This is a genomic window from Microbacterium sp. SORGH_AS_0862 (assembly GCF_030818795.1).
Lineage (GTDB): Bacteria > Actinomycetota > Actinomycetes > Actinomycetales > Microbacteriaceae > Microbacterium.
In genome coordinates this window covers 329,396-348,427 of record NZ_JAUTAY010000001.1, presented here as the reverse complement: position 1 = coordinate 348,427, position 19,032 = coordinate 329,396, and the positions used below count along the sequence as shown (strand labels likewise).

Annotated in this window: 14 protein-coding genes; all 14 read left to right on the top strand. The window is 70.4% G+C overall.

All coding sequences use genetic code 11. The features are described from left to right. Positions 1 to 179 precede the first annotated feature (179 nt). The 14 genes from argC (at position 180) to QE377_RS01610 (ending at position 19,006) form a co-directional block, all read left to right on the top strand. Positions 180 to 1,226: an N-acetyl-gamma-glutamyl-phosphate reductase gene (gene argC / locus QE377_RS01675; protein WP_307319070.1), complete on the top strand. Its 1,047-nt coding sequence runs from the start codon at positions 180 to 182 to the stop codon at positions 1,224 to 1,226. Next, positions 1,223 to 2,380 (top strand): bifunctional glutamate N-acetyltransferase/amino-acid acetyltransferase ArgJ, encoded by a 1,158-nt coding sequence (gene argJ, locus QE377_RS01670; RefSeq protein ID WP_307319068.1) that lies wholly within the window; start codon positions 1,223 to 1,225, stop codon positions 2,378 to 2,380. Before argC ends, argJ begins: the two co-directional genes overlap by 4 nt. Then, complete coding sequence (gene argB / locus QE377_RS01665) at positions 2,377 to 3,279, top strand: acetylglutamate kinase (RefSeq protein WP_234073195.1); 903 nt, start codon at positions 2,377 to 2,379, stop codon at positions 3,277 to 3,279. Before argJ ends, argB begins: the two co-directional genes overlap by 4 nt. Continuing rightward, positions 3,279 to 4,520, top strand: coding sequence for an acetylornithine transaminase (locus QE377_RS01660; protein ID WP_307319064.1), 1,242 nt, complete (start codon positions 3,279 to 3,281; stop codon positions 4,518 to 4,520). Before argB ends, QE377_RS01660 begins: the two co-directional genes overlap by 1 nt. Next, positions 4,517 to 5,440 carry an ornithine carbamoyltransferase gene (gene argF, locus QE377_RS01655; protein ID WP_307319062.1) on the top strand — a complete coding sequence of 308 codons (924 nt, stop codon included), beginning with the start codon at positions 4,517 to 4,519 and terminating at the stop codon, positions 5,438 to 5,440. The genes QE377_RS01660 and argF overlap by 4 nt, the downstream gene beginning before the upstream one ends. Positions 5,441 to 5,468: 28 nt before the next feature. After that, a complete protein-coding gene (locus QE377_RS01650; protein WP_307319059.1) occupies positions 5,469 to 6,542 on the top strand; it encodes a heparan-alpha-glucosaminide N-acetyltransferase domain-containing protein in 1,074 nt (357 codons plus the stop codon). 9 nt (positions 6,543 to 6,551) lie between these two features. Continuing rightward, the gene (gene argH / locus QE377_RS01645; protein WP_307319058.1) at positions 6,552 to 7,982 is read left to right on the top strand and encodes an argininosuccinate lyase; all 1,431 of its coding nucleotides are present in this window, start codon (positions 6,552 to 6,554) and stop codon (positions 7,980 to 7,982) included. Positions 7,983 to 8,102: 120 nt separating this feature from the next. Then, a complete protein-coding gene (locus tag QE377_RS01640) occupies positions 8,103 to 8,579 on the top strand; it encodes a hypothetical protein (protein WP_307319056.1) in 477 nt (158 codons plus the stop codon). Beyond that, positions 8,576 to 10,255 carry a PASTA domain-containing protein gene (locus tag QE377_RS01635; RefSeq protein ID WP_307319053.1) on the top strand — a complete coding sequence of 560 codons (1,680 nt, stop codon included), beginning with the start codon at positions 8,576 to 8,578 and terminating at the stop codon, positions 10,253 to 10,255. Before QE377_RS01640 ends, QE377_RS01635 begins: the two co-directional genes overlap by 4 nt. Positions 10,256 to 10,386: 131 nt before the next feature. Then, positions 10,387 to 11,421 carry a phosphate ABC transporter permease subunit PstC gene (gene pstC / locus QE377_RS01630; RefSeq protein ID WP_307319051.1) on the top strand — a complete coding sequence of 345 codons (1,035 nt, stop codon included), beginning with the start codon at positions 10,387 to 10,389 and terminating at the stop codon, positions 11,419 to 11,421. Further along, positions 11,418 to 14,156 carry a phosphate ABC transporter substrate-binding protein PstS gene (pstS, locus tag QE377_RS01625; RefSeq protein WP_307319049.1) on the top strand — a complete coding sequence of 913 codons (2,739 nt, stop codon included), beginning with the start codon at positions 11,418 to 11,420 and terminating at the stop codon, positions 14,154 to 14,156. Before pstC ends, pstS begins: the two co-directional genes overlap by 4 nt. A 142-nt stretch (positions 14,157 to 14,298) precedes the next feature. Then, positions 14,299 to 16,770: a hypothetical protein gene (locus tag QE377_RS01620; protein WP_307319047.1), complete on the top strand. Its 2,472-nt coding sequence runs from the start codon at positions 14,299 to 14,301 to the stop codon at positions 16,768 to 16,770. A gap of 41 nt (positions 16,771 to 16,811) precedes the next feature. Then, entirely contained in the window at positions 16,812 to 17,909 is a 1,098-nt protein-coding gene (locus tag QE377_RS01615; RefSeq protein WP_307319045.1) for a hypothetical protein, read from the top strand. 29 nt (positions 17,910 to 17,938) lie between these two features. Further along, entirely contained in the window at positions 17,939 to 19,006 is a 1,068-nt protein-coding gene (locus QE377_RS01610; protein WP_307319043.1) for a hypothetical protein, read from the top strand. Positions 19,007 to 19,032: the final 26 nt, after the last annotated feature.

The window sequence follows — 19,032 nt, the reverse complement described above, 5'->3', positions numbered from 1 at the left end:
CGCTATCGTCGGCGCATGTCCTCGGCCCGGTTCCACAGCGCGCAGCGCGTGGTCGTGCGCCGACGTCTGGGAGACCGCCGAATCTAGGCGATGCGTGACGCACCGGTCCGGGTGCGCGGGCGTCGCCGATGCCGCCGGTGCGCGCGAGCGCACAGCTCCCAGACTCTAAGGTGGAACCCATGCCCTATTCGGTCGCCGTATCCGGCGCGTCCGGCTATGCGGGAGGCGAGATCCTCCGCATCCTCTCCGCGCACCCCGACGTCGAGATCCGCACGGTCACCGCGCATTCGAATGCCGGAACCCCGCTGATCTCGCAGCAGCCGCACCTGCGTTCGCTCGCGCACCTCGAGCTCCAGCCGACCACACCGGAGGTGCTCGCCGGTCACGACGTCGTCGTGCTCGCGTTGCCGCACGGACAGTCCGGTCAGTACACCGACGTCCTCGCCGACGTCCCGCTCGTCATCGACGCCGGGGCCGATCACCGGCTCACCTCGGCCGATGCGTGGGCGGCCTTCTACGGCGGCGACTTCCACGAACCGTGGACCTACGGCGTGCCGGAGCTGATCGTCGACGGCGCCAAGCAGCGCGAGCGGCTCGTCGGAGCCTCGCGCATCGCCGCTCCCGGCTGCAACGCGTCGACCGTCTCGTTGAGTCTCGCCCCGGGTGTCGCGGCCGGTGTCATCGATCCCGGCGACATCGTCAGCGTCCTCGCCGTGGGGCCCTCCGGTGCCGGGAAGAGCCTCAAGCCGAATCTGCTCGCGAGCGAGATCCTCGGGACGGCGAACCCCTACGCCGTCGGCGGCACCCATCGCCACATCCCCGAGATCCAGCAGGCGCTCGTCGCAGCCGGCGCCCCCGGCGACGTGCGCATCTCCTTCACGCCCGTCATCGTGCCGATGTCGCGCGGCATCCTCGCCACCTCGACCGCGCCGATCGCGCCCGGCGTCACCGACGCCGAGATCAGGGCGGCGTGGGAGACGGCCTACGGGGACGAGACGTTCGTGCAGCTGCTGCCGGAGGGGGCGTTCCCCCGCACGGCGGATGTGTTGGGTGCGAACACCGCGCTGCTCGGGCTCTCCATCGACCGCGCGGCGAACCGCGTCGTCGTCGTCGCCGCCGTCGACAATCTCGTCAAGGGCACGGCGGGTGCCGCCGTGCAGTCCATGAACATCGCGCTCGGTCTTCCCGAACACCGCGCGCTCACCGTGAACGGAGTCGCGCCGTGACCGTCACCGCACCCGCAGGATTCGAGGCCGCCGGTGTCGCCGTCGGCCTGAAGTCGACCGGCAAATCCGATGTTGCCGTCGTCGTCAACCGCGGACCGCTCAAGGTCGGCGCCGCGGTCTTCACCTCCAACCGGGCCAAGGCCAACCCCATCCTGTGGTCGGAGCAGGTGATCACCGACGGCATCGTCGAGGCCATCGTGCTCAACTCCGGCGGCGCGAACTGCTTCACGGGCTCCTTCGGGTTCCAGACGACCCACCAGACGGCAGAGAGGGCGGCCGAACTGCTCGGCGTCGCGCCCGGCGACATCCTGGTGTGCTCGACCGGTCTGATCGGAACCGGCGACGAGGCGTTCCGCGCGAAGGTCCTCCAGGGGGTCGAGGCGGGTGTCGCCGCACTGTCCGCCGACGGCGGTCTGGATGCCGCGCACGCGATCATGACCACCGACTCCGTCGCGAAGACGAGCGTGTACGCCGGCGACGGCTGGACGATCGGGGGCATCGCGAAGGGTGCGGGCATGCTCGCACCGGGTCTTGCCACGATGCTCGTCGTCATCACCTCGGATGCGGTGCTGACCGCATCCGAGGCCGACGCGCACCTTCGCGCCGCGACCCACGTGAGCTTCGACCGCCTCGACTCCGACGGCTGCATGTCGACGAACGACCAGGTGAGCCTGCTGGTCAGCGGCGCGAGCGGCATCGAGCCGGATGCCGCGGCGTTCCGTGCGGGGCTGGTCGCGCTGTGCGACGACCTGGCGCGGCAGCTGCAGGGCGACGCCGAGGGCGCGAGCCACGACATCACCATCAGAGTCGTGCACGCCGCATCCGAGGAGGACGCCGTCGAGGTGGGGCGCTCCATCGCCCGCAACAACCTGTTCAAGGCGGCGATCTTCGGCAACGACCCGAACTGGGGGAGGGTGCTGGCCGCGATCGGCACCACCCGGGCCGCCTTCGACCCCTACGACGTCGACGTCTGGATGAACGGCGTGCGGGTCTGCTCCGCCGGCGGCCCCGACGCCCCGCGGGAAGAGGTAGATCTGACTCCGCGCGCGACCGACCTCGTCGTGGACCTCAAGGTCGGCGACGTCGAGGCGACCATCCGCACCAACGACCTCACGCACGACTACGTCCACGAGAACAGCGCGTACTCCTCATGACAGGTATCGATCTGCAAGACACCGACCCCGCCGCCGCAAGCGCCAAGGCCGAGACTCTCATCGAGTCGCTGCCGTGGCTCAAGCGCTACCGCGAGCAGATCGTCGTCGTGAAGTACGGCGGCAACGCGATGGTCTCCGACGAGCTGCAGGATGCCTTCGCCGCGGACATCGCCTACCTCCGTTACGTCGGGGTGAAACCCGTCGTCGTGCACGGCGGTGGACCGCAGATCTCCAACATGCTCGACCGGCTGGCGATCCCGAGCGAGTTCAAGGGCGGCTACCGCGTCACCTCCACGGAGGCGATCACGGTCGTGCGCATGGTGCTCACCGGTCAGATCAACCCGCAGCTGGTCGCCAAGATCAACGCGCACGGACCCGTGGCCACCGGCCTCTCGGGCGAGGATGCGGGGCTGTTCGGTGGACGCCGCCGCGGCGTCGTCGTCGACGGTGTCGAGCACGACCTCGGTCGGGTCGGCGATGTCGTGTCGGTCGACCCGCAGCCGATCATCGACCAGCTCGAGGCGGGACGCATCCCCGTCGTGTCGTCGATCGCGCCTGATCTCGACCACACCGGCCACTCCCTCAACGTGAACGCGGATGCGGCCGCGGCGGCGCTCGCCGTGGCGCTGGGCGCCGTGAAGCTCGTCGTGCTGACCGACGTGCCCGGCCTCTACGCGGATTGGCCGAACCGCGATTCCCTCGTGTCGCATCTGACCTCCGCGGAGCTGGAGGAGATGCTCCCGCGTCTGGAGTCGGGGATGATCCCGAAGATGCAGGCGTGCCTCGACGCGGTCACGGGGGGCGTGCCCACCGCGGCGATCATCGACGGACGAGTGCCGCACTCCGTGCTCGTCGAACTCTTCACTCAGAAAGGCATCGGAACAGAGGTGGTGGCGTGATGGCCGAACAGACTGTGACCCCGTGGCAGGACGACGCCGGACGCGACCTCGTCCGCAACGTCGGCGACCGTATGGCGCTGTTCGTGCGCGGTGAGGGCGCCTACCTCTGGGACGACGAGGGTCGACGCTACCTCGACTTCCTCGCGGGCATCGCCGTCGACGCCCTCGGCCACGCCCACCCGGTGTTCGTCGACGCCGTCGCCTCGCAGGCGGCGCGTCTCGCACACGTGTCGAACTACTTCGCGACCCCGCCCCAGCTTGCGCTCGCGGCGCGGCTGAAGCGCTTGTCGGGTGCGGGCGAGACGGGACGGGTGTACTTCGGCAACTCCGGCGCCGAGGCCAACGAGGCGGCGTTCAAGCTCGCCCGCCTCCATGGCGGCACAGAGCGCCCCCGCATCCTGGCGCTCAACGGCGCGTTCCACGGCCGGACGATGGGAACCCTGGCGCTCACCGGGAAGCCCGCCATGCAGGAGCCCTTCCTGCCGATGGTGCCCGGCGTCGAGTTCCTCGACTCGACGATCGAGGCGCTCGAGGCGGCGATGGACGAGCGCGTGGCCGCCCTGTTCGTCGAGCCCATCAAGGGCGAGGCGGGCGTCCTGCCGCTGCCTGCGGGCTACCTCGAGGCGGCGCGGGAGATCACCGCGCGTCACGGCGCTCTGCTCATCATCGACGAGATCCAGACCGGTGCCGGCCGCACCGGTGCGTGGTTCGGATTCCAGCACGCGGGTATCACCCCCGACGCGATCACGGTCGCCAAGGGCATCGGCGGCGGGTTCCCGATCGGCGCGCTGATCACCTTCGGCGCGGCCGGCGACCTGTTCTATCCCGGAACGCACGGCTCGACCTTCGGGGGGAACGCCCTCGGCACCGCCGTGGCCGGCGCCGTGCTCGAGGAGATCGAGCGCGCGGGCCTGGTGGAGGCCGCAGCCCTGCGCGGCGCGCAGCTGCGGGAGGCGATCGCGGGGATCGAGTCCGACCTCATCGAGGGCGTGCGCGGGCAGGGGCTGCTCCTCGGCGTGGCGCTCACGCATCCCGTCGCCTCGGCGGTCGTCGCCGCGGCCCAGCAGCACGGCCTCGTCGTCAACGCGCCCAACGATCAGACGATCCGCATGGCACCGCCGCTCACGATCGGCGATGTCGAGATCGACGAGTTCATCCGGCTCTTCTCCGCCGCGCTGGCCACGGTGGCCGACGCGCTGCTGCTGGAGAGCGCATCGCCCGACACGGAGGCCCACGCATGACCCGTCACCTGCTGCGCGACGACGACCTGACCAGCGCCGAGCAGGCCGAGATCCTCGACCTGGCCCTGGAGCTGAAGGCTGACCGCTGGGCGGCGAAGCCGCTCGCCGGTCCGCAGACCGTGGCGGTCATCTTCGACAAGTCCTCCACGCGCACGCGGGTCTCGTTCGCGGTCGGCATCGCCGATCTCGGCGGCTCCCCGCTGATCATCTCGACAGCCAACAGCCAGCTCGGCGGCAAGGAGACGCCCTCCGACACGGCGCGCGTGCTCGAGCGCCAGGTGGCGGCGATCGTCTGGCGCACCTACGCGCAGGCGGGGCTCGAGGAGATGGCCCGCGGCACCCGCGTGCCCGTCGTGAACGCGCTGAGCGACGACTTCCACCCCTGCCAGCTGCTCGCCGATCTGCTGACGATCCGCGAGCACAAGGGCGAGCTCAAGGGGTTGACCCTCGCGTTCTTCGGCGACGGCCGCTCGAACATGGCCCACTCGTATGCGCTGGCGGGTGTCACCGCCGGGATGCACGTGCGCGTCGCGTCTCCTGAGTCCTACTCGCCCCGCGAGGACGTCGTGGCCGACGCCGACCGCCGCGCCGCCGAGACCGGGGGATCGCTCACCCTGCTCACCGACCCGCTGGAAGCCGCGGCCGGTGCCGACATCGTCGTCACCGACACGTGGGTGTCGATGGGCAAGGAGGAGGAGAAGCTCGCCCGCCTTCGCGACCTCGGCGCCTACAAGGTGACCGAGGAGACGATGGCCCTCGCCGATCCCGGCGCGATCTTCATCCACTGCCTTCCGGCCGATCGCGGCTACGAGGTGGACGCAGCCGTGATCGACGGACCGCAGAGCGTCGTGTGGGACGAAGCCGAGAACCGGTTGCACGCCCAGAAGGCGCTGCTGGTCTGGCTGCTGCGTCAGAGCTGATCGGACCCGCGGGATGAGGCGGGCGCTGGTGCGGCTGAACGGAGCCGACCGGCTCGGCGGGATCGATCTCGCCCGCGGTCTCGCGGTCATCGGGATGCTCGCCGCCCACCTGTTGACGATCGAGGAGCCCTTCGACCTGACGCGCCCGGAGACCTGGCTCGACATCGTGAACGGACGATCGTCGATCCTGTTCGCCGTCCTCGCGGGGGTGTCGATCGCCCTGACGACGGGCGGAACGTCCCCCGCCTCGGGCGAGCTGTTGCGCGTGGCACGCGGTCGCCTGCTCGTGCGGGCGGGTCTCATCTGGGTGCTCGGCATCCTGCTGATCCTCACGGGTGTGCCGGTCTACGTGATCCTGCCGGCCTACGCCGTCCTCTTCCTGATGGCTCTGCCCCTTCTGCGGCTCGACGCCGGGACCCTGTTCGCGGTCGCCGCGGGGCTGCTGGTCGTGATGCCTTTCGTTCAGGCGGCGCTCGGGCTGCTGCCGTTCTGGGACACCCCGGCGGGGGAGAGCGTCGCGCTCGTCATCGGCTGGGCCTACCCGTTTCCGTTGTGGATCGGATTCCTGGTGCTCGGCCTCGCGCTCGGGCGCGTGGATCTGCACGATGCACGCGTCGCGGCGATCCTTCTCGTGATGGGAGTCGGGACCGCGCTGTTCGCCTACGGTGCGGGCGGCCTCGCCGCGCACATGACCGTCGCGTCCGACTACTGGAGCGTCGCGCTGAGCACACACCCCCACTCGGGCGGCCTGCCCGAGGCCATCGGCGGTGCGGCCACCGCGATCGCGGTTCTGGGTGGATGCCTGATCATCGCTCGCACCCCGCTCACGTGGGTGCTTCTGCCGCTGCGCGCGACCGGGGCGATGCCGTTGACGGCGTATACGGCGCAGCTGCTCGTCTGGGCCATATGGGCTCTGGTCGCACTCGGTGACACCGGAGCGCTGTGGGAGTTCCGCGAGCTCCAGCCGTTCTGGCCCTTGACGATCGCGGTCGTCGCCGGCTGCACGGTGTGGGCGTTGACGATGGGTCGAGGGCCACTCGAGCGACTGTTCGCCTGGGTCGCGCGCCGCAGCGTGCGCACCACCGCCGAGCGTGCTCGGTAGGCTGGTCGGGTGAATGACGCGCCCCACGACGCCACCCACCGCGGTTCCCTGTGGGGAGGCCGTTTCGCTTCCGGCCCCTCGCCCGAGCTCGCAGCTCTCAGCCGGTCGACGCACTTCGACTGGATCCTCGCGCCGTACGACCTCGCCGGGTCGCACGCGCATGCCGCCGCCCTGGAGGCCGCAGGCTACCTCGACGCCGACGAGGCGCGACGCATGCACGAGGGGCTGGACGCCCTGGCCTCGGCCGTCGCCGAGGGTCGGCTGGTGCCGGCCGAGGGCGATGAGGACGTCCACGGCGCCCTCGAGCAGGCGCTGATCGCCGAGGTCGGCCCCGAGCTCGGCGGCAAGCTGCGTGCCGGTCGCAGCCGCAACGACCAGATCGCCACTCTCGTGCGTCTGTACCTGCTCGATCACGCAGCCGTCATCGCCCGCGATCTCGTCCGGCTCATCGACGCGATCGTCTCCCAGGCCGAGGCGCATGCGGATGCGGCCATGCCCGGACGCACGCACCTGCAGCACGCCCAGCCGGTGCTGCTCGCTCACCATCTCCAGGCGCACGCCTGGCCGCTCGTGCGCGATCTCGAGCGCCTCCGGGACTGGGGCGTCCGCGCGCGCGTGTCGCCGTACGGCGGAGGAGCGCTCGCCGGCTCGACGCTGGGCCTCGACCCGCAGCTGGTGGCGGAACACCTCGGGCTCGACCGGCCGGCGGAGAACTCGATCGACGGCACGAGCTCGCGCGACGTGGTGGCCGAGTTCGCCTTCATCACGGCGATGATCGGCGTGGACCTTTCCCGCTTCGCCGAGGAGATCATCGTCTGGAACACGCGCGAGTTCGGCTTCGTGCGGCTCGACGACGGCTTCTCGACGGGCTCGAGCATCATGCCGCAGAAGAAGAACCCCGACATCGCGGAGCTCGCGCGCGGCAAGTCCGGACGGCTCATCGGCAACCTGTCGGGTCTGCTCGCGACCCTCAAAGCACTGCCGCTGGCCTACAACCGCGACCTGCAGGAGGACAAAGAGCCGGTGTTCGACTCCGTCGCCACCCTCGAGCTCGTGCTGCCCGCCTTCGCCGGCATGGTGGCGACCGCGCGCTTCGACACGGAGCGGATGGCGGAGCTCGCACCTCAGGGATTCTCGCTCGCCACGGATGTGGCCGAATGGCTCGTCAAGCGCGGCGTACCGTTCCGCGAGGCGCACGAGATCTCGGGTGCGCTCGTGCAGGCGTGCGAGCAGCGCGGCATCGAACTGCATGACGCGGACGACGCGATGCTGGCCGCGGTCTCGCCTCGGCTGGAGCCCGGCGTGCGCGAGGTGCTGACCGTGCCGGGGTCGCTGGCCAGCCGCGACGGCGTCGGCGGAACATCGCCGCGACGCGTGGCCGAGCAGCGCGGCGAGCTCGTCTCCCGCACGCAGACGCTCGCGCGCGACCTCGGTCTCTGAGCGCGTAACCCCTTCACCGCCCGCTCGTCGTCCGCCGTTCATCCGGCGGATGCCGGACGTCGACCTCATCACGTCACGCTTCCCACGCGCTCTCGCCAGGAGAGCCCGTAGGAGACGACGATGCCCGCGCACTTCCTGTACGCACGATTCCCCGCGCGGTCCCACCGGTCCGCCGCCGACTGGATGCGCGCGGTCGACGACGCCGTGGCCATGCACGGGGACCGCTACCGCGTCGCGCGTTTCGAGGAGGGCGTCGGCGAGGCGGTCAGCGGCTGGCGGCTGCTGACCGAGAACCACCGAGAACTGGGGCGCGGGACGCGTTTCGCGGCATCCGAGGCGGTGATCCGTGAGGACATCCGCCGCATCGTCCGGGCTGCCGATCAGCTGATCGTCTCGGCGTCTGCGGAGACGGGACTGCGCACGACGGGATGGTTCGCGGTGCTGGAGGACGAGATCGTCATGATCGGTGCGCGACGGTACGAGAACCGTTCCGTCGCGCGAAATGCGGGAGCGCTCGCGGTGCGGCTGCTGCAGGGGATGCAGACGGCGGAGAAGGGGACGGTCGCGACGAGCGCGGCGGGCGAGTACGTGCCGTGACCGGACGGCTTGTGGCAGAGCGCTTCCGGCTGCGCGAGCTGCTGGGCAGCGGAGGCACGGCGGCCGTCTACCGTGCGTTCGACACGCGCCGTGGACACGAAGTGGCGCTCAAGCTGCTGCATCCGCATCTCGCCGCCGATGCGCCGATGCGGGCGGCGTTCTTCGAGGAGGTGCGCGCCGCGCAATCCGCGAACCACCCCGCGCTCGTCGAGATCCACGACTCGGGCGTCGCCGAACTGGATCCTCCCGTGGTGTGGATCGCGCTGGAGCTCGTCGCCGGCGTCACGCTGGCCGACTACGTGCGTGCGAATTCCGCCGTGCCGTCGGGGGCTGTCGCCGTGCTCGCCGACAGCCTGCTCCAGGCGCTCGACGCGCTGCACGCCGTCGGCGTCGTGCACCGGGACGTCTCGCCCCAGAACGTGATGTTCGATCCGGAGGCCATCGCAGACCGCGAAGCGCTGGCCGCGAGCGTGCGTCTGCTCGATTTCGGCCTTGCGGACGTCGCGGGTCGCACCACACGCGGGACGGATGCCCTCCTCAGCGGCTCCGGCATCGGTGACGGCGTCGTCGCCACCGTCGCCTACGCCGCCCCCGAGCAGCTGCTCGGCCGTCCCGTTGAGGTGGCGAGCGACATCTATCAGGCGGGCGCCACGCTCTTCGTGGCGCTCACGGGCACCGACCCGTTCTTCGGCGATGTCTCGGCGATCACACGCGCCCACGTGGCTGCGCCGCCGCCGGTGCCCTCCGCCCGGCGTCGCGGCATCCCGCGTGCCTGGGACCGGGTGATCACCACCGCGATGCTCAAGGATCCCGACGACCGCTTCCCCGATGCCGAGGCGATGAGGACGGCGCTCGCGGCGGCGCTCGGGCCCGTTGCGACGCGAGTCCGTCCCGAGGTCGAACCCGCACGCACCGCGGCGACGCGTCCGTATCGGCCCGTCCCGCCCGTCTCCCGTGCAGCCGATGCGGTGGCGGGGCCAGGCGCGCCGCCGCCGGTCCCGGAGCTTCGTGCTCGTGCATCGCCCTGGCCGGCGTGGATCGCCGCAGGCGTGGGTGTCGCGGCGATCGTCGGTGTGGTGGCGCTGTCGGCCGCAGCGGGATCGGCGCCCTCGGCGGTTCCGACCCGCGCCGCGACCACCGTTCCGGTCGCTGCGCCACCGGCGTCGCCGGCGTCGTCACCGTCGCCGAGCGCGGAGCCGGTCTGGCGCGAGGTGCCCCCGCTCGTCGGTCGCACACTGGCGGACGCGCGGACGGCCCTGGAGGCGGCGGGCCTCGTGACCGGAACGATCACGACCGAGAACGGGCCCCTGCCCGCCGATACGGTCCTGGGCTCGGATCCGCAGACGGGCACGGCTCGCGCGAATGGCGCGGCCGTCGCGCTGCGGATCGCCAGCGGCGTCAATGCGGTGCCGGATGTGAGGGGTCTGTCGCCCGCGGAGGCGACGGCGGCGCTGGTGGGCGCGGGATTCGCCGTTGCGACCAGGCAGGAGGATGCGGCATCCGCGTCGTTCGTGACCGCCACCTCCCCGTCGCCGAACCAGATCGCACTCGTCGGATCGATCGTCACGATGACGATCCCGTCCGCCGTGCCCGTCACACCGACGCCGAGTCCCGTGGCCACGCCCGCTCCGACCGAGACGGCGACCGGCGGGCCGACCGCACCCGGCACGCCGTGACCGGCGGCACGCGCGCAGCATCAGCTCGACACGTCTCGGACACTCCGGCTGCAGCCGTCGTTCACCGACCGCCGCGACGCTGTGGCTGAGCATCTGGGGTGCTCGCGCATGTCCAGAACCCGGAGGAATGCATGACCGACGCCGTGACGGAGATCATCCCGCCACGCGAGACGAAGACGTCCACCGCGCCTCGTCGATCCCTGCGATCGCTGCCGGTGTTCTCCGATCGCGTGTTCCGCGCCGTGTGCTTCGCCGCGGGCGGCGTCACCGTCGCCATCATGCTGGCCGTGGGCGTGTTCCTGTCCGCCCGCGGCGGCCAGGCTCTCGCATCGGCGGGGCCGTCCTTCCTCTGGGTGCAGGAGTGGAACCCGCGCGACGGCGTGCCCGATTCCTTCGGCATCGCCGCGGTCCTCTTCGGCACCGTCACGATCGCCGTCATCGCGCTGCTCCTCTCCTTCCCACTGGCGTTCGGCACGGCGCTGCTGATCAGTGAGATCCTCCCGAGCCCGGTGAAGCGCGCGATGGTCACGATCGTCGACCTCATGGCGGCGGTCCCCAGCGTCGTCTTCGGTCTGTGGGGCGTGCAGTACCTGCAGGAGAACGCCGTCCCGGTCGCGCAGTGGATCTCGTCCACGTTCGGATGGATCCCCGTCTTCGCCGTCACGGACTCCGATGGAGCATCACTGACCGAAGCGAGCGCCTTCACGTCATCGGCCTTCATCGCCGGCATGGTGGTGGCGCTGATGGTGCTGCCGACGCAGACGTCGATCATGCGAGAGGCGTTCTCGCAGGCCCCGATCGGGGAGCGCGAAGGTGCTCTCGCACTGGGGTCGACGCGGTGGGGGATGATCCGCACCGTCGTGCTCCCCTTCGGACGCGGCGGCATCATCGGCGGCACGATGCTGGGACTCGGCCGCGCTCTGGGCGAGACCATCGCCGTCTACATGATCATCTCGCCGATCTTCACGATCAACTGGCAGGTTCTCAAGACCGGGACGAACTCCGTGTCTGCGCTGATCGCACTGCGCTACGGAGAATCCAGCGAGTTCGGACTCTCCGCGCTCATGGCGGCGGGACTCGCGCTGTTCCTGATCACCCTGGTGATCAACTTCACGGCATCATCGATCGTCGCGCGCTCGCGCTCGGGGGCGGAGAGCAACGGATGAGCGTCGTCGACGCGCAGGAACGGCTTCGGGAGACGCCCACCGATGCGGTCTCCCGCGGAGGCGGACGCACCCGCATCCCGACGGCGCCCGCGGGACGGGCCCGCCCCGAGCGGCGCAGGCCCGGCGCGGCGGCGCTGGAGGACGGTTTCGATCTGGGTGGGGCGCTGCTCGCGGGCATCTGCGTCGCGACCCTGCTGTTCGGGTGGATCGCGCCGCTGTCAGGGATCATCGGATGGATCGTGGTGGCCTACATCGTCTTCGTGGCGGTGTACGCCGTGTTGGTCGGCCTGCGCGCGGATCGCCTCGCCGTGGCGAACCGTCTGGCCACCGTTCTCATGGCCACCGCCGGGATCGTGGTCCTGACCGCGCTCGTGTTCGTCGTGCTGTACACCGTCGGGCGGGGGATCCCCGCCCTGTCGCACTCGAACTTCTTCGTCGAGACCATGCGCTTCGCCGGACCGCTCGACCCCCTGGATGTGGGCGGAATCGCGCACGCGGTGGTGGGCACCCTCATCCAGATCGGCATCGCCCTGGCGATCACGGTGCCGCTGGGGATCGTCACCGCCGTCTTCCTCAACGAGATCGGCGGCCCGTTCGCACGTTTCGTGCGCACCGTCTCCGATGCCATGACGGCTCTGCCGTCGATCGTGGCGGGCCTGTTCGTCTACGCCGCCCTGATCACGCTCGTCACCAAGGAACGTTCGGGATTCGCCGCCGCGGTCGCGATCACGGTCATGATGCTGCCGATCGTCATCCGCTCCGCCGACGTGGTGCTGCGTCTCGTTCCCCATCACCTGCGTGAAGCCTCCTACGCTCTGGGGGCATCGCGCTGGCGAACGGTGTGGACGGTCGTGCTGCCGACCTCCCGGTCCGGGCTCGCCACCGCCGTCATCCTCGGCACGGCACGCGGGATCGGAGAGACCTCCCCGGTTCTGCTCACCTCCGGCGTGACGGCGGAGATGAACACGAATCCGTTCTCCGGGCCGATGATCTCCCTCCCCGCTGCAGGTGTTCACCTTCGTCCAATCGCCCGAGCCGCAGATGGTCGCCCGAGGTTTCGGCACCGCGGCGGTGCTGATCCTGCTGGTGCTGAGCCTGTTCGTCGTCGCCCGTCTCATCGGAGGGCGCGGCGCGGGGGTGCTCTCGGACGGCCAGCGCCGTCGCGCGACGCACCGCTCGCAGCACGACCTCATCCGCATCACCCACCGCACCCGTACGGACTCGCCGGCGATGCCCGGTGCGACGACACCCACGCAGGAGAACCCGTGATCGCCCGTTCCCGTCGCCCCCTCGCGGCCCTCGTCGCAGCCGTCGCCGTCGCGGCGTCGCTGATCGCGACCTCCGTCCCCGCCTCGGCGGCGACGTACGTGGTGGTCTCCGGGTCGGGCTCGACGTGGTCCTCGAACGCGCTCGACCAGTGGCGGCGCAACGTCGCCAACAACTACGGGATGACCGTCAACTTCTCGGGCACGGGTTCCTCCGCGGGACGAGCGGATTTCATCAAGGGAACGGTGGACTTCGCGGTGAGCGAGATCCCCTTCCAGGCGGCGCCCGAAGACGGGTCCGCCCCCGAGCGGTCGGATCGTCCCTATGCGTACCTGCCGATCGTCGCCGGGGGCACGGCCCTCATGTACAACCTGGTGATCAGCGGCAAGCGGGTCACCGATCTGAAGCTCTCGGGCGAAGTGGTCACGAAGATCTTCACCGGCCAGATCTCGCGATGGAACGACCCCGCCATCCAGGCGTTGAACGCGTCGCTCACACTGCCGGACATGAAGATCGTGCCGGTCGTCCGTTCGGACGGATCGGGCTCGACGGCGCAGTTCACCAAATGGATGTCGACGCAGTATCCCGGCATCTGGACCACGGGCATGACGTCGCAGTTCCCGGCGGACAAGCTGCCCGACGCGAAGCGCCAGAGCGGGTCGCTCGGCGTCTCCGGCTACGTGGGCAATGACAACGGGGTCGGCTCGATCACCTATGTCGAGTACTCGTACCCCAAGGGCATGGGCTTTCCCGTCGTCCAGGTGCAGAACGCGGCGGGGAACTTCGTGGGACCCACGGCGGAGAACGTGGAGATCGCACTGCGACTGGCGCGCATCAACGAGGACCAGTCCTCACCCGACTACCTGACCCAGATCCTCAACGACGTCTACAGCAACCCCGATCCGTCCGCGTACCCGATGTCCAGCTACTCCTACATGATCGTGCCGACGGCGGTCGGCGGCGTGTTCACGACGGAGAAGGGCTACACGCTGGGCGAGTTCGTCAAGTACGTGGTCTGCGACGGGCAGAAGCAGGCCGGGGCGTTGGGGTACTCGCCGCTGCCGATGAACCTCGTCAAAGCCGCCTTCCAGCAGATCACCCGCATCCCCGGCTCGGCGGTGGGGGAGTTCAACGCCGACTCGTGCAACAACAAGGGTGCCGCCGGTGAGGCGCAGGCGGGCGGCGGGGGCGGCTCCGCGGGCGGCGCAGCCGCGTCCGGGAGCGCCGCGGCTGCGACCGCCGGCGATGCCGCAGCGGCGGCGACGTCGACCGAGCCCGTGTACGACGCGAACGGCAACCTGGTCTCGGGCGCCGCCGGCGCGGGCGGGGCTGCCGCCGTGTCGAGTCCGTTCACGCTCGCCGCATCGGGCTTCGGGGCGTCCCAGGTGGGCATGCTGATCGCGACGATCCTGTTCGTCGTCGCGGTCCTGATCCCGCCCCTCCTCGTGCGCCGCGCACGCCGTCGCTGACCCGCGTCACCCGCCGTTCACCGGCCGCACCACGACTCGACCGCGGCGAGATCCTGCCGTTCCCAGCCGCGACAGAGCCGATTCGTCGCGACTTCCTAGCTTTAGCACTGCCGCCTTCGCGGCGAGATCCAAGGAGTATGACGTGGTCCGATTCGGGCGATGCGCCACGGCGGTGCGCGCAGCAGCGGCGGGTGTCGTCGTGTTCGCCGCCGTGCTCTCCCTCTCCGTGATCGGTGCAGCCGCCGCACGGGCGGAGACCGACTCCGTCGTGATCGTGTCGGCGCACGAGCAGGACGCCGACTATCAGAACGCGCCGTTCCCGGCGCTCGAGCTCCGCGTCTCGCAGACGAAGAACCTGGGGGCGCAGGCGGTGCGCGTCTCGTGGCGGGGCGCGGTCGCCTCGACGGTGCCCAACAGCCAGAACGGCGGAGAGAACTACCTGCAGCTCATGCAGTGCTGGGGCGACACGCTCGAGAACGGCGTGCTCGCACCGGATCGCACGACCTGCCAGTTCGGCGGCACGAATGCCGAGGGCGCCCGCCGTGACCGCAACGTCGACTCCGTCGACGCGATCGCCCCCGCCGATCAGCAGTACTCGGTCACCACCGGCGATGTGCCGTACACCGGCATCCCCTTCGTCTCCGCGATGAAGAACCCGGAGACCGGACGCAACGACACCGTGGCGCGCGTGGTCGACGGCAAGATCGTTCCCGGCGTCGACCTGAACACGAACAAGTACTTCACGCAGTACACGACCAACGAGGTCGCCTGGGCCGGCTCCTCCGCCGACGGAACCGGATCGGTCACCTTCGAGACGCAGACCGTCATGCAGTCCCCGGGGCTCGGATGCGGCTCGCCGCAGACCGCCGCCGACGGTTCCGTGACCGGCAGTTCGTGCTGGCTGGTGGCCGTGCCGCGCGGGCCGGGGTACAACCGGGACTCGCCGCTGTTCTGGGACGAGTGGAAGCACCGGTTGGCCGTGCGCCTGGACTTCCTCCCGGTCGGCAACCACTGTGCGATCGGTGTGGGCGAGCAGCAGCTCGCGGGCACGGAGCTCATCGCCGATGCCGTCTCGTCGTGGCAGCCGCAGCTGTGCGGCTCCGACGGCGGCGACATCTACACGCTGATCACGACGACGGACGCGGATGCGGCGGCGAGCGCCAACACCTCCGCCGATGCGCCCCTGGCGCTCACCTCGAACGCGCTCCGGCCTGCGGAGGGCCAGACGGACGGACTGATCTACGCACCGCTCGCCCTCACGTCCGTCGCGGTGACCTTCGCCGTGGACAGATATCCCTCCGACTCCGCGGGCCCCGAAGAACAGGCCATGGCGAGGCAGCCGTTCACCGAGATGAAGCTCACCCCCCGACTCCTCGCGAAGCTGCTCACCTCCTCCTACACCGATGCGCTGCCCACCAACTCCGACAAGCAGGGACTGGGCGCGAACCCGCAGAATCTCCTCTTCGATCCTGACTTCCGTGCGCTCAACCCGGAGTGGGCCGATCAGTCGATCGTGAGCCCCGCCGTCGCAGACGTGATGGTGCCGCTGGGACGTTCGGAGTACGCCCGGGCGGTCTGGGAGTACATCGTCGCCGACGCGGAGGCCCGGGACTTCCTCGCCGGCGTGCCCGACCCGTGGGGGATGCGGGTCAACGCGTGGGCGTCGACGAATCCCGAGATCCATCCCAACGGCGTGGGGATGACCGTTCCGCGCGACAACTTCCCGAAGGTCGACCCGGCCGAGGCGTACAGCGGCACGGACAAGGCGCTGAACACCGTGACCTGGCGTCCGTACACCAACGACCTCGCCGCCGGCGCCTACAACGCGTTGCGCGGGGACGGGCTGAACGTGGGGGAGTGGGACCCGATCAGCGTGCCGGCCAAATGGCAGCGCAAGACGCGCGATCTGACCGGTGAGCGCAAGGTGCTCGCCCTGACCGACGGTTCCTCGGCGGAGCGGTATCAGAGCGTCACGGCATCGCTGCGAAACGCGGCGGGCGAGTTCGTGCGTCCCACCTCGGAGGCGATGCTCGCCGCCGCCGCCGCCATGACGGCCTCGCCCAGCCAACCGCAGGTCTACGCGCTGGATGCGGCATCCGCTGCGGTCCGTGAGGCTCCTTCGGCCTACCCGCTCACCCTGCCGGTGTACGCCGCGACCAATCCGACGCTCCTCTCCAGCGCGGTCCGTCAGAGCTACGCGCAGTTCATCCAGTACGCCGCTCGCGACGGGCAGACACCCGGCGACGCGTTCGGTCAGCTGCCCGCGGGTTACGCGCCTCTTCCGGCGAGCTGGCGTGAGCGGGCGCTGGTCGCGGCCGCGGCGATCTCGGCGGCCGGCCAGAACGCGACTCCGCCCCCCGTCGCCGCTCCGGCGGCAGCAGCGCCTCCCGCCGGAGCGCCCGCAGCGAACACCGGCACCGTCGCTTCCGCGACGGCTCCTGCCGCTGCCGCACCCGCCGCCACCGGTGCCGTCGCCGCGGCGCTGTCCGCGGGCGCGACACCAGATGATCCGGACAACGGTCCCCTCGTGAGCGCCCTGCCGCTGAGCGCGCTCGCCGGCGCGCTCGCCGCAGGCGCCGTGCCCTTCGTCGGCCGACTCGGCCGGCGTCCTTGAGCTCCCCTCGCACCTTCCAACCCGAACAGAAAGAGCAATCCATGAAACTGAAGCGCCTTGCCGCGATCACCGCGGCGCTCGGCGTCGTGGTGGCCGGTGGCCTCGTGGCAAGCTCGGCGAACGCCGAGGTCGTCTCGAACAGCTACGTGCTCGTCGGCTCCGACACCCTGCAAGATGCGGCCAACGCGCTGGCGAACGGCACCAGCATCACCGGCACGCGCGTGCGTGTGACGGCGGGCGGCAACACGATCGGCTCGTTCGACGCGTTCCCCTCGACCGGCACGGGCAGCCAGATCCAGACCAAGCCCGGCGGCCCTTACTTCCAGCGCCCCTCCGGCTCGGGCAACGGCGTCTCCGCGCTGCGCGCCTCGATCACCGGCGGTGCGTGGAACGGCAAGACCATCACCGGGCAGGTCGACATCGCACGCTCGTCCTCCGGTCCGGGTGCCAACCAGAACCCGGACGGCAAGCTGGCCTACGTTCCGTTCGGCCGTGACGCCGTCTCCTACATCTACAAGGGCGGCACCGCCGCGTGGGCGAATCTCACCGCCTCCCAGCTCAAGCAGGTCTTCGAGGGCACGCTCACCTCGATCGACGGCGTCGCCGTCAACCCGCGTCTGCCGCAGTCCGGGTCCGGAACCCGCTCGTTCTTCCTCAGCGCCATCGGCAACCCCACGCTGAAGGCCGGGATCGACACCAACAACACCACGGCGGAGAACGACGCCACGGTGCTGAACGAGGGAGAGATCATCCCCTTCTCGGTCGCGAGCTGGACGGCCCAGGTCACAGGAGCCGCCGGCGTGAACACGGTCGCCGCCGCGTCCGGAGTCACCCTCGGCAGTGCGGTCGCCGGAGTCGCGGCGGTGTCCGGCTCGGGAGCCACCACCGTCCCGAACTCCACCTACTACGCCAACACGACGTTCGGACGCGACACCTATCTCGTGGTCGAGCGTGCGCGCATCACCGTCGGCGACGCGAAGTACGACCCGACGCTGGCGGGCCTCGTGAACCCCTCCGTCAGCTCCAGCCTCACCAACTTCACCTCCGGCGTCTCGGGTTCCCCCCGTCGCGTGAAGGAGAAGTTCGGGTTCCTCGCGCCGTCCCAGACGGCTCCCATCTACGCGTACGCGTCGCTCTGACCCGCACTCTCGAAAAGGACATCAACCTCATGAAGATCAACCTCACGCGCGCCGCGGCCGCCGGCCTCGCCGTCGCCATCGGGATCGGTGTCGTGGGTCTCGGCGCCACGTCGGCCACCGCGGCCGTGGGCGAATGGACCCCCAACGGCACCCCGGAGCCGTACTACATCTACGACTTCGACGGCGTTCTGCAGAACGGCACCACCGTTCTTCACTACGACGACGGATTCGTCGCCTCGCCTTCGCCCACGGATGTCGAGGCCCGCTTCGCAGCGGCGCCCGCCGACGCCGAAGGCGTCTGGGTCTTCATCGCCCCCAAGGGCAAGGAGACCTCTATCGCCGACTGGTCCTCGAAGATCGACTTCGGGCTGCTGGTGCCCGGTCCCGACAACCGGGTGCTCCAGCCCACGGCGAGCATGGCGCAGTTCCCCGCGACGACCTTCGGAGCCGTCAAGGCCGCGGGCGGCGACTACAGCCTCGGTTTCGCGTTCACCAAGAACAACGGCGTGACGTTCGTCGGAATGGGCGCGTACAACACCGTCCACGTCGTCGCGGGCACGGGTGACTACACCTACGACGTGCCGCAGCAGATCCCCGGTGGTGGCGGCAGCGACCCCGTGGGTGGCAGCGGAGAGATCGGCATCACGACCGCCGTCGCCGGGCCCGTCGACGGCGCGCTCTCGCTCGCCGTTCCCAGTGGCGCCACGGCGACGCTCGGCAACCCCACGCTCGACGCCGACGGCCGCTCGATCTCGACCGGGACCCTGCCGACCTTCTCGGTCACGGACGAGCGTTTCGTGAGCAAGCCGGGCTGGACGGTCAACACCACGGTCGCCGACTTCGCAAGCGGCTCGAACAGCGTCCCCGCGTCGGCGCTCGGGGTCGTTCCCTCCATCGGCGCATCGAGCACGTCGTCGGGGGTGAGCAAGGCGACGTTCCTGGCCGGGGCGCAGAACTCGTCGCTGTTCGCCGAAGCCGTCGCCGGTTCCGGCATCGGTCAGACCGACCTCTCTGCGGCGCTGACCTTCACGGCGCCGAAGGGCACGCCCGCCGGCACCTACACCTCGACGATGACGGTCACGCTCGTCTCGAAGTGAGTTCAGGCGGGCGATCAGCGCCCGCC

Bases quoted from the DNA above. Each gene is read 5' to 3' on its own strand.
- argC (WP_307319070.1), top strand. From the start codon at position 180: ATGCCCTATTCGGTCGCCGTATCCGGCGCGTCCGGCTATGCGGGAGGC.
- argB (WP_234073195.1), top strand. From the start codon at position 2,377: ATGACAGGTATCGATCTGCAAGACACCGACCCCGCCGCCGCAAGCGCC.
- QE377_RS01660 (WP_307319064.1), top strand. From the start codon at position 3,279: ATGGCCGAACAGACTGTGACCCCGTGGCAGGACGACGCCGGACGCGAC.
- argF (WP_307319062.1), top strand. From the start codon at position 4,517: ATGACCCGTCACCTGCTGCGCGACGACGACCTGACCAGCGCCGAGCAG.
- QE377_RS01640 (WP_307319056.1), top strand. From the start codon at position 8,103: ATGCCCGCGCACTTCCTGTACGCACGATTCCCCGCGCGGTCCCACCGG.
- pstC (WP_307319051.1), top strand. From the start codon at position 10,387: ATGACCGACGCCGTGACGGAGATCATCCCGCCACGCGAGACGAAGACG.
- pstS (WP_307319049.1), top strand. From the start codon at position 11,418: ATGAGCGTCGTCGACGCGCAGGAACGGCTTCGGGAGACGCCCACCGAT.
- QE377_RS01615 (WP_307319045.1), top strand. From the start codon at position 16,812: ATGAAACTGAAGCGCCTTGCCGCGATCACCGCGGCGCTCGGCGTCGTG.
- QE377_RS01610 (WP_307319043.1), top strand. From the start codon at position 17,939: ATGAAGATCAACCTCACGCGCGCCGCGGCCGCCGGCCTCGCCGTCGCC.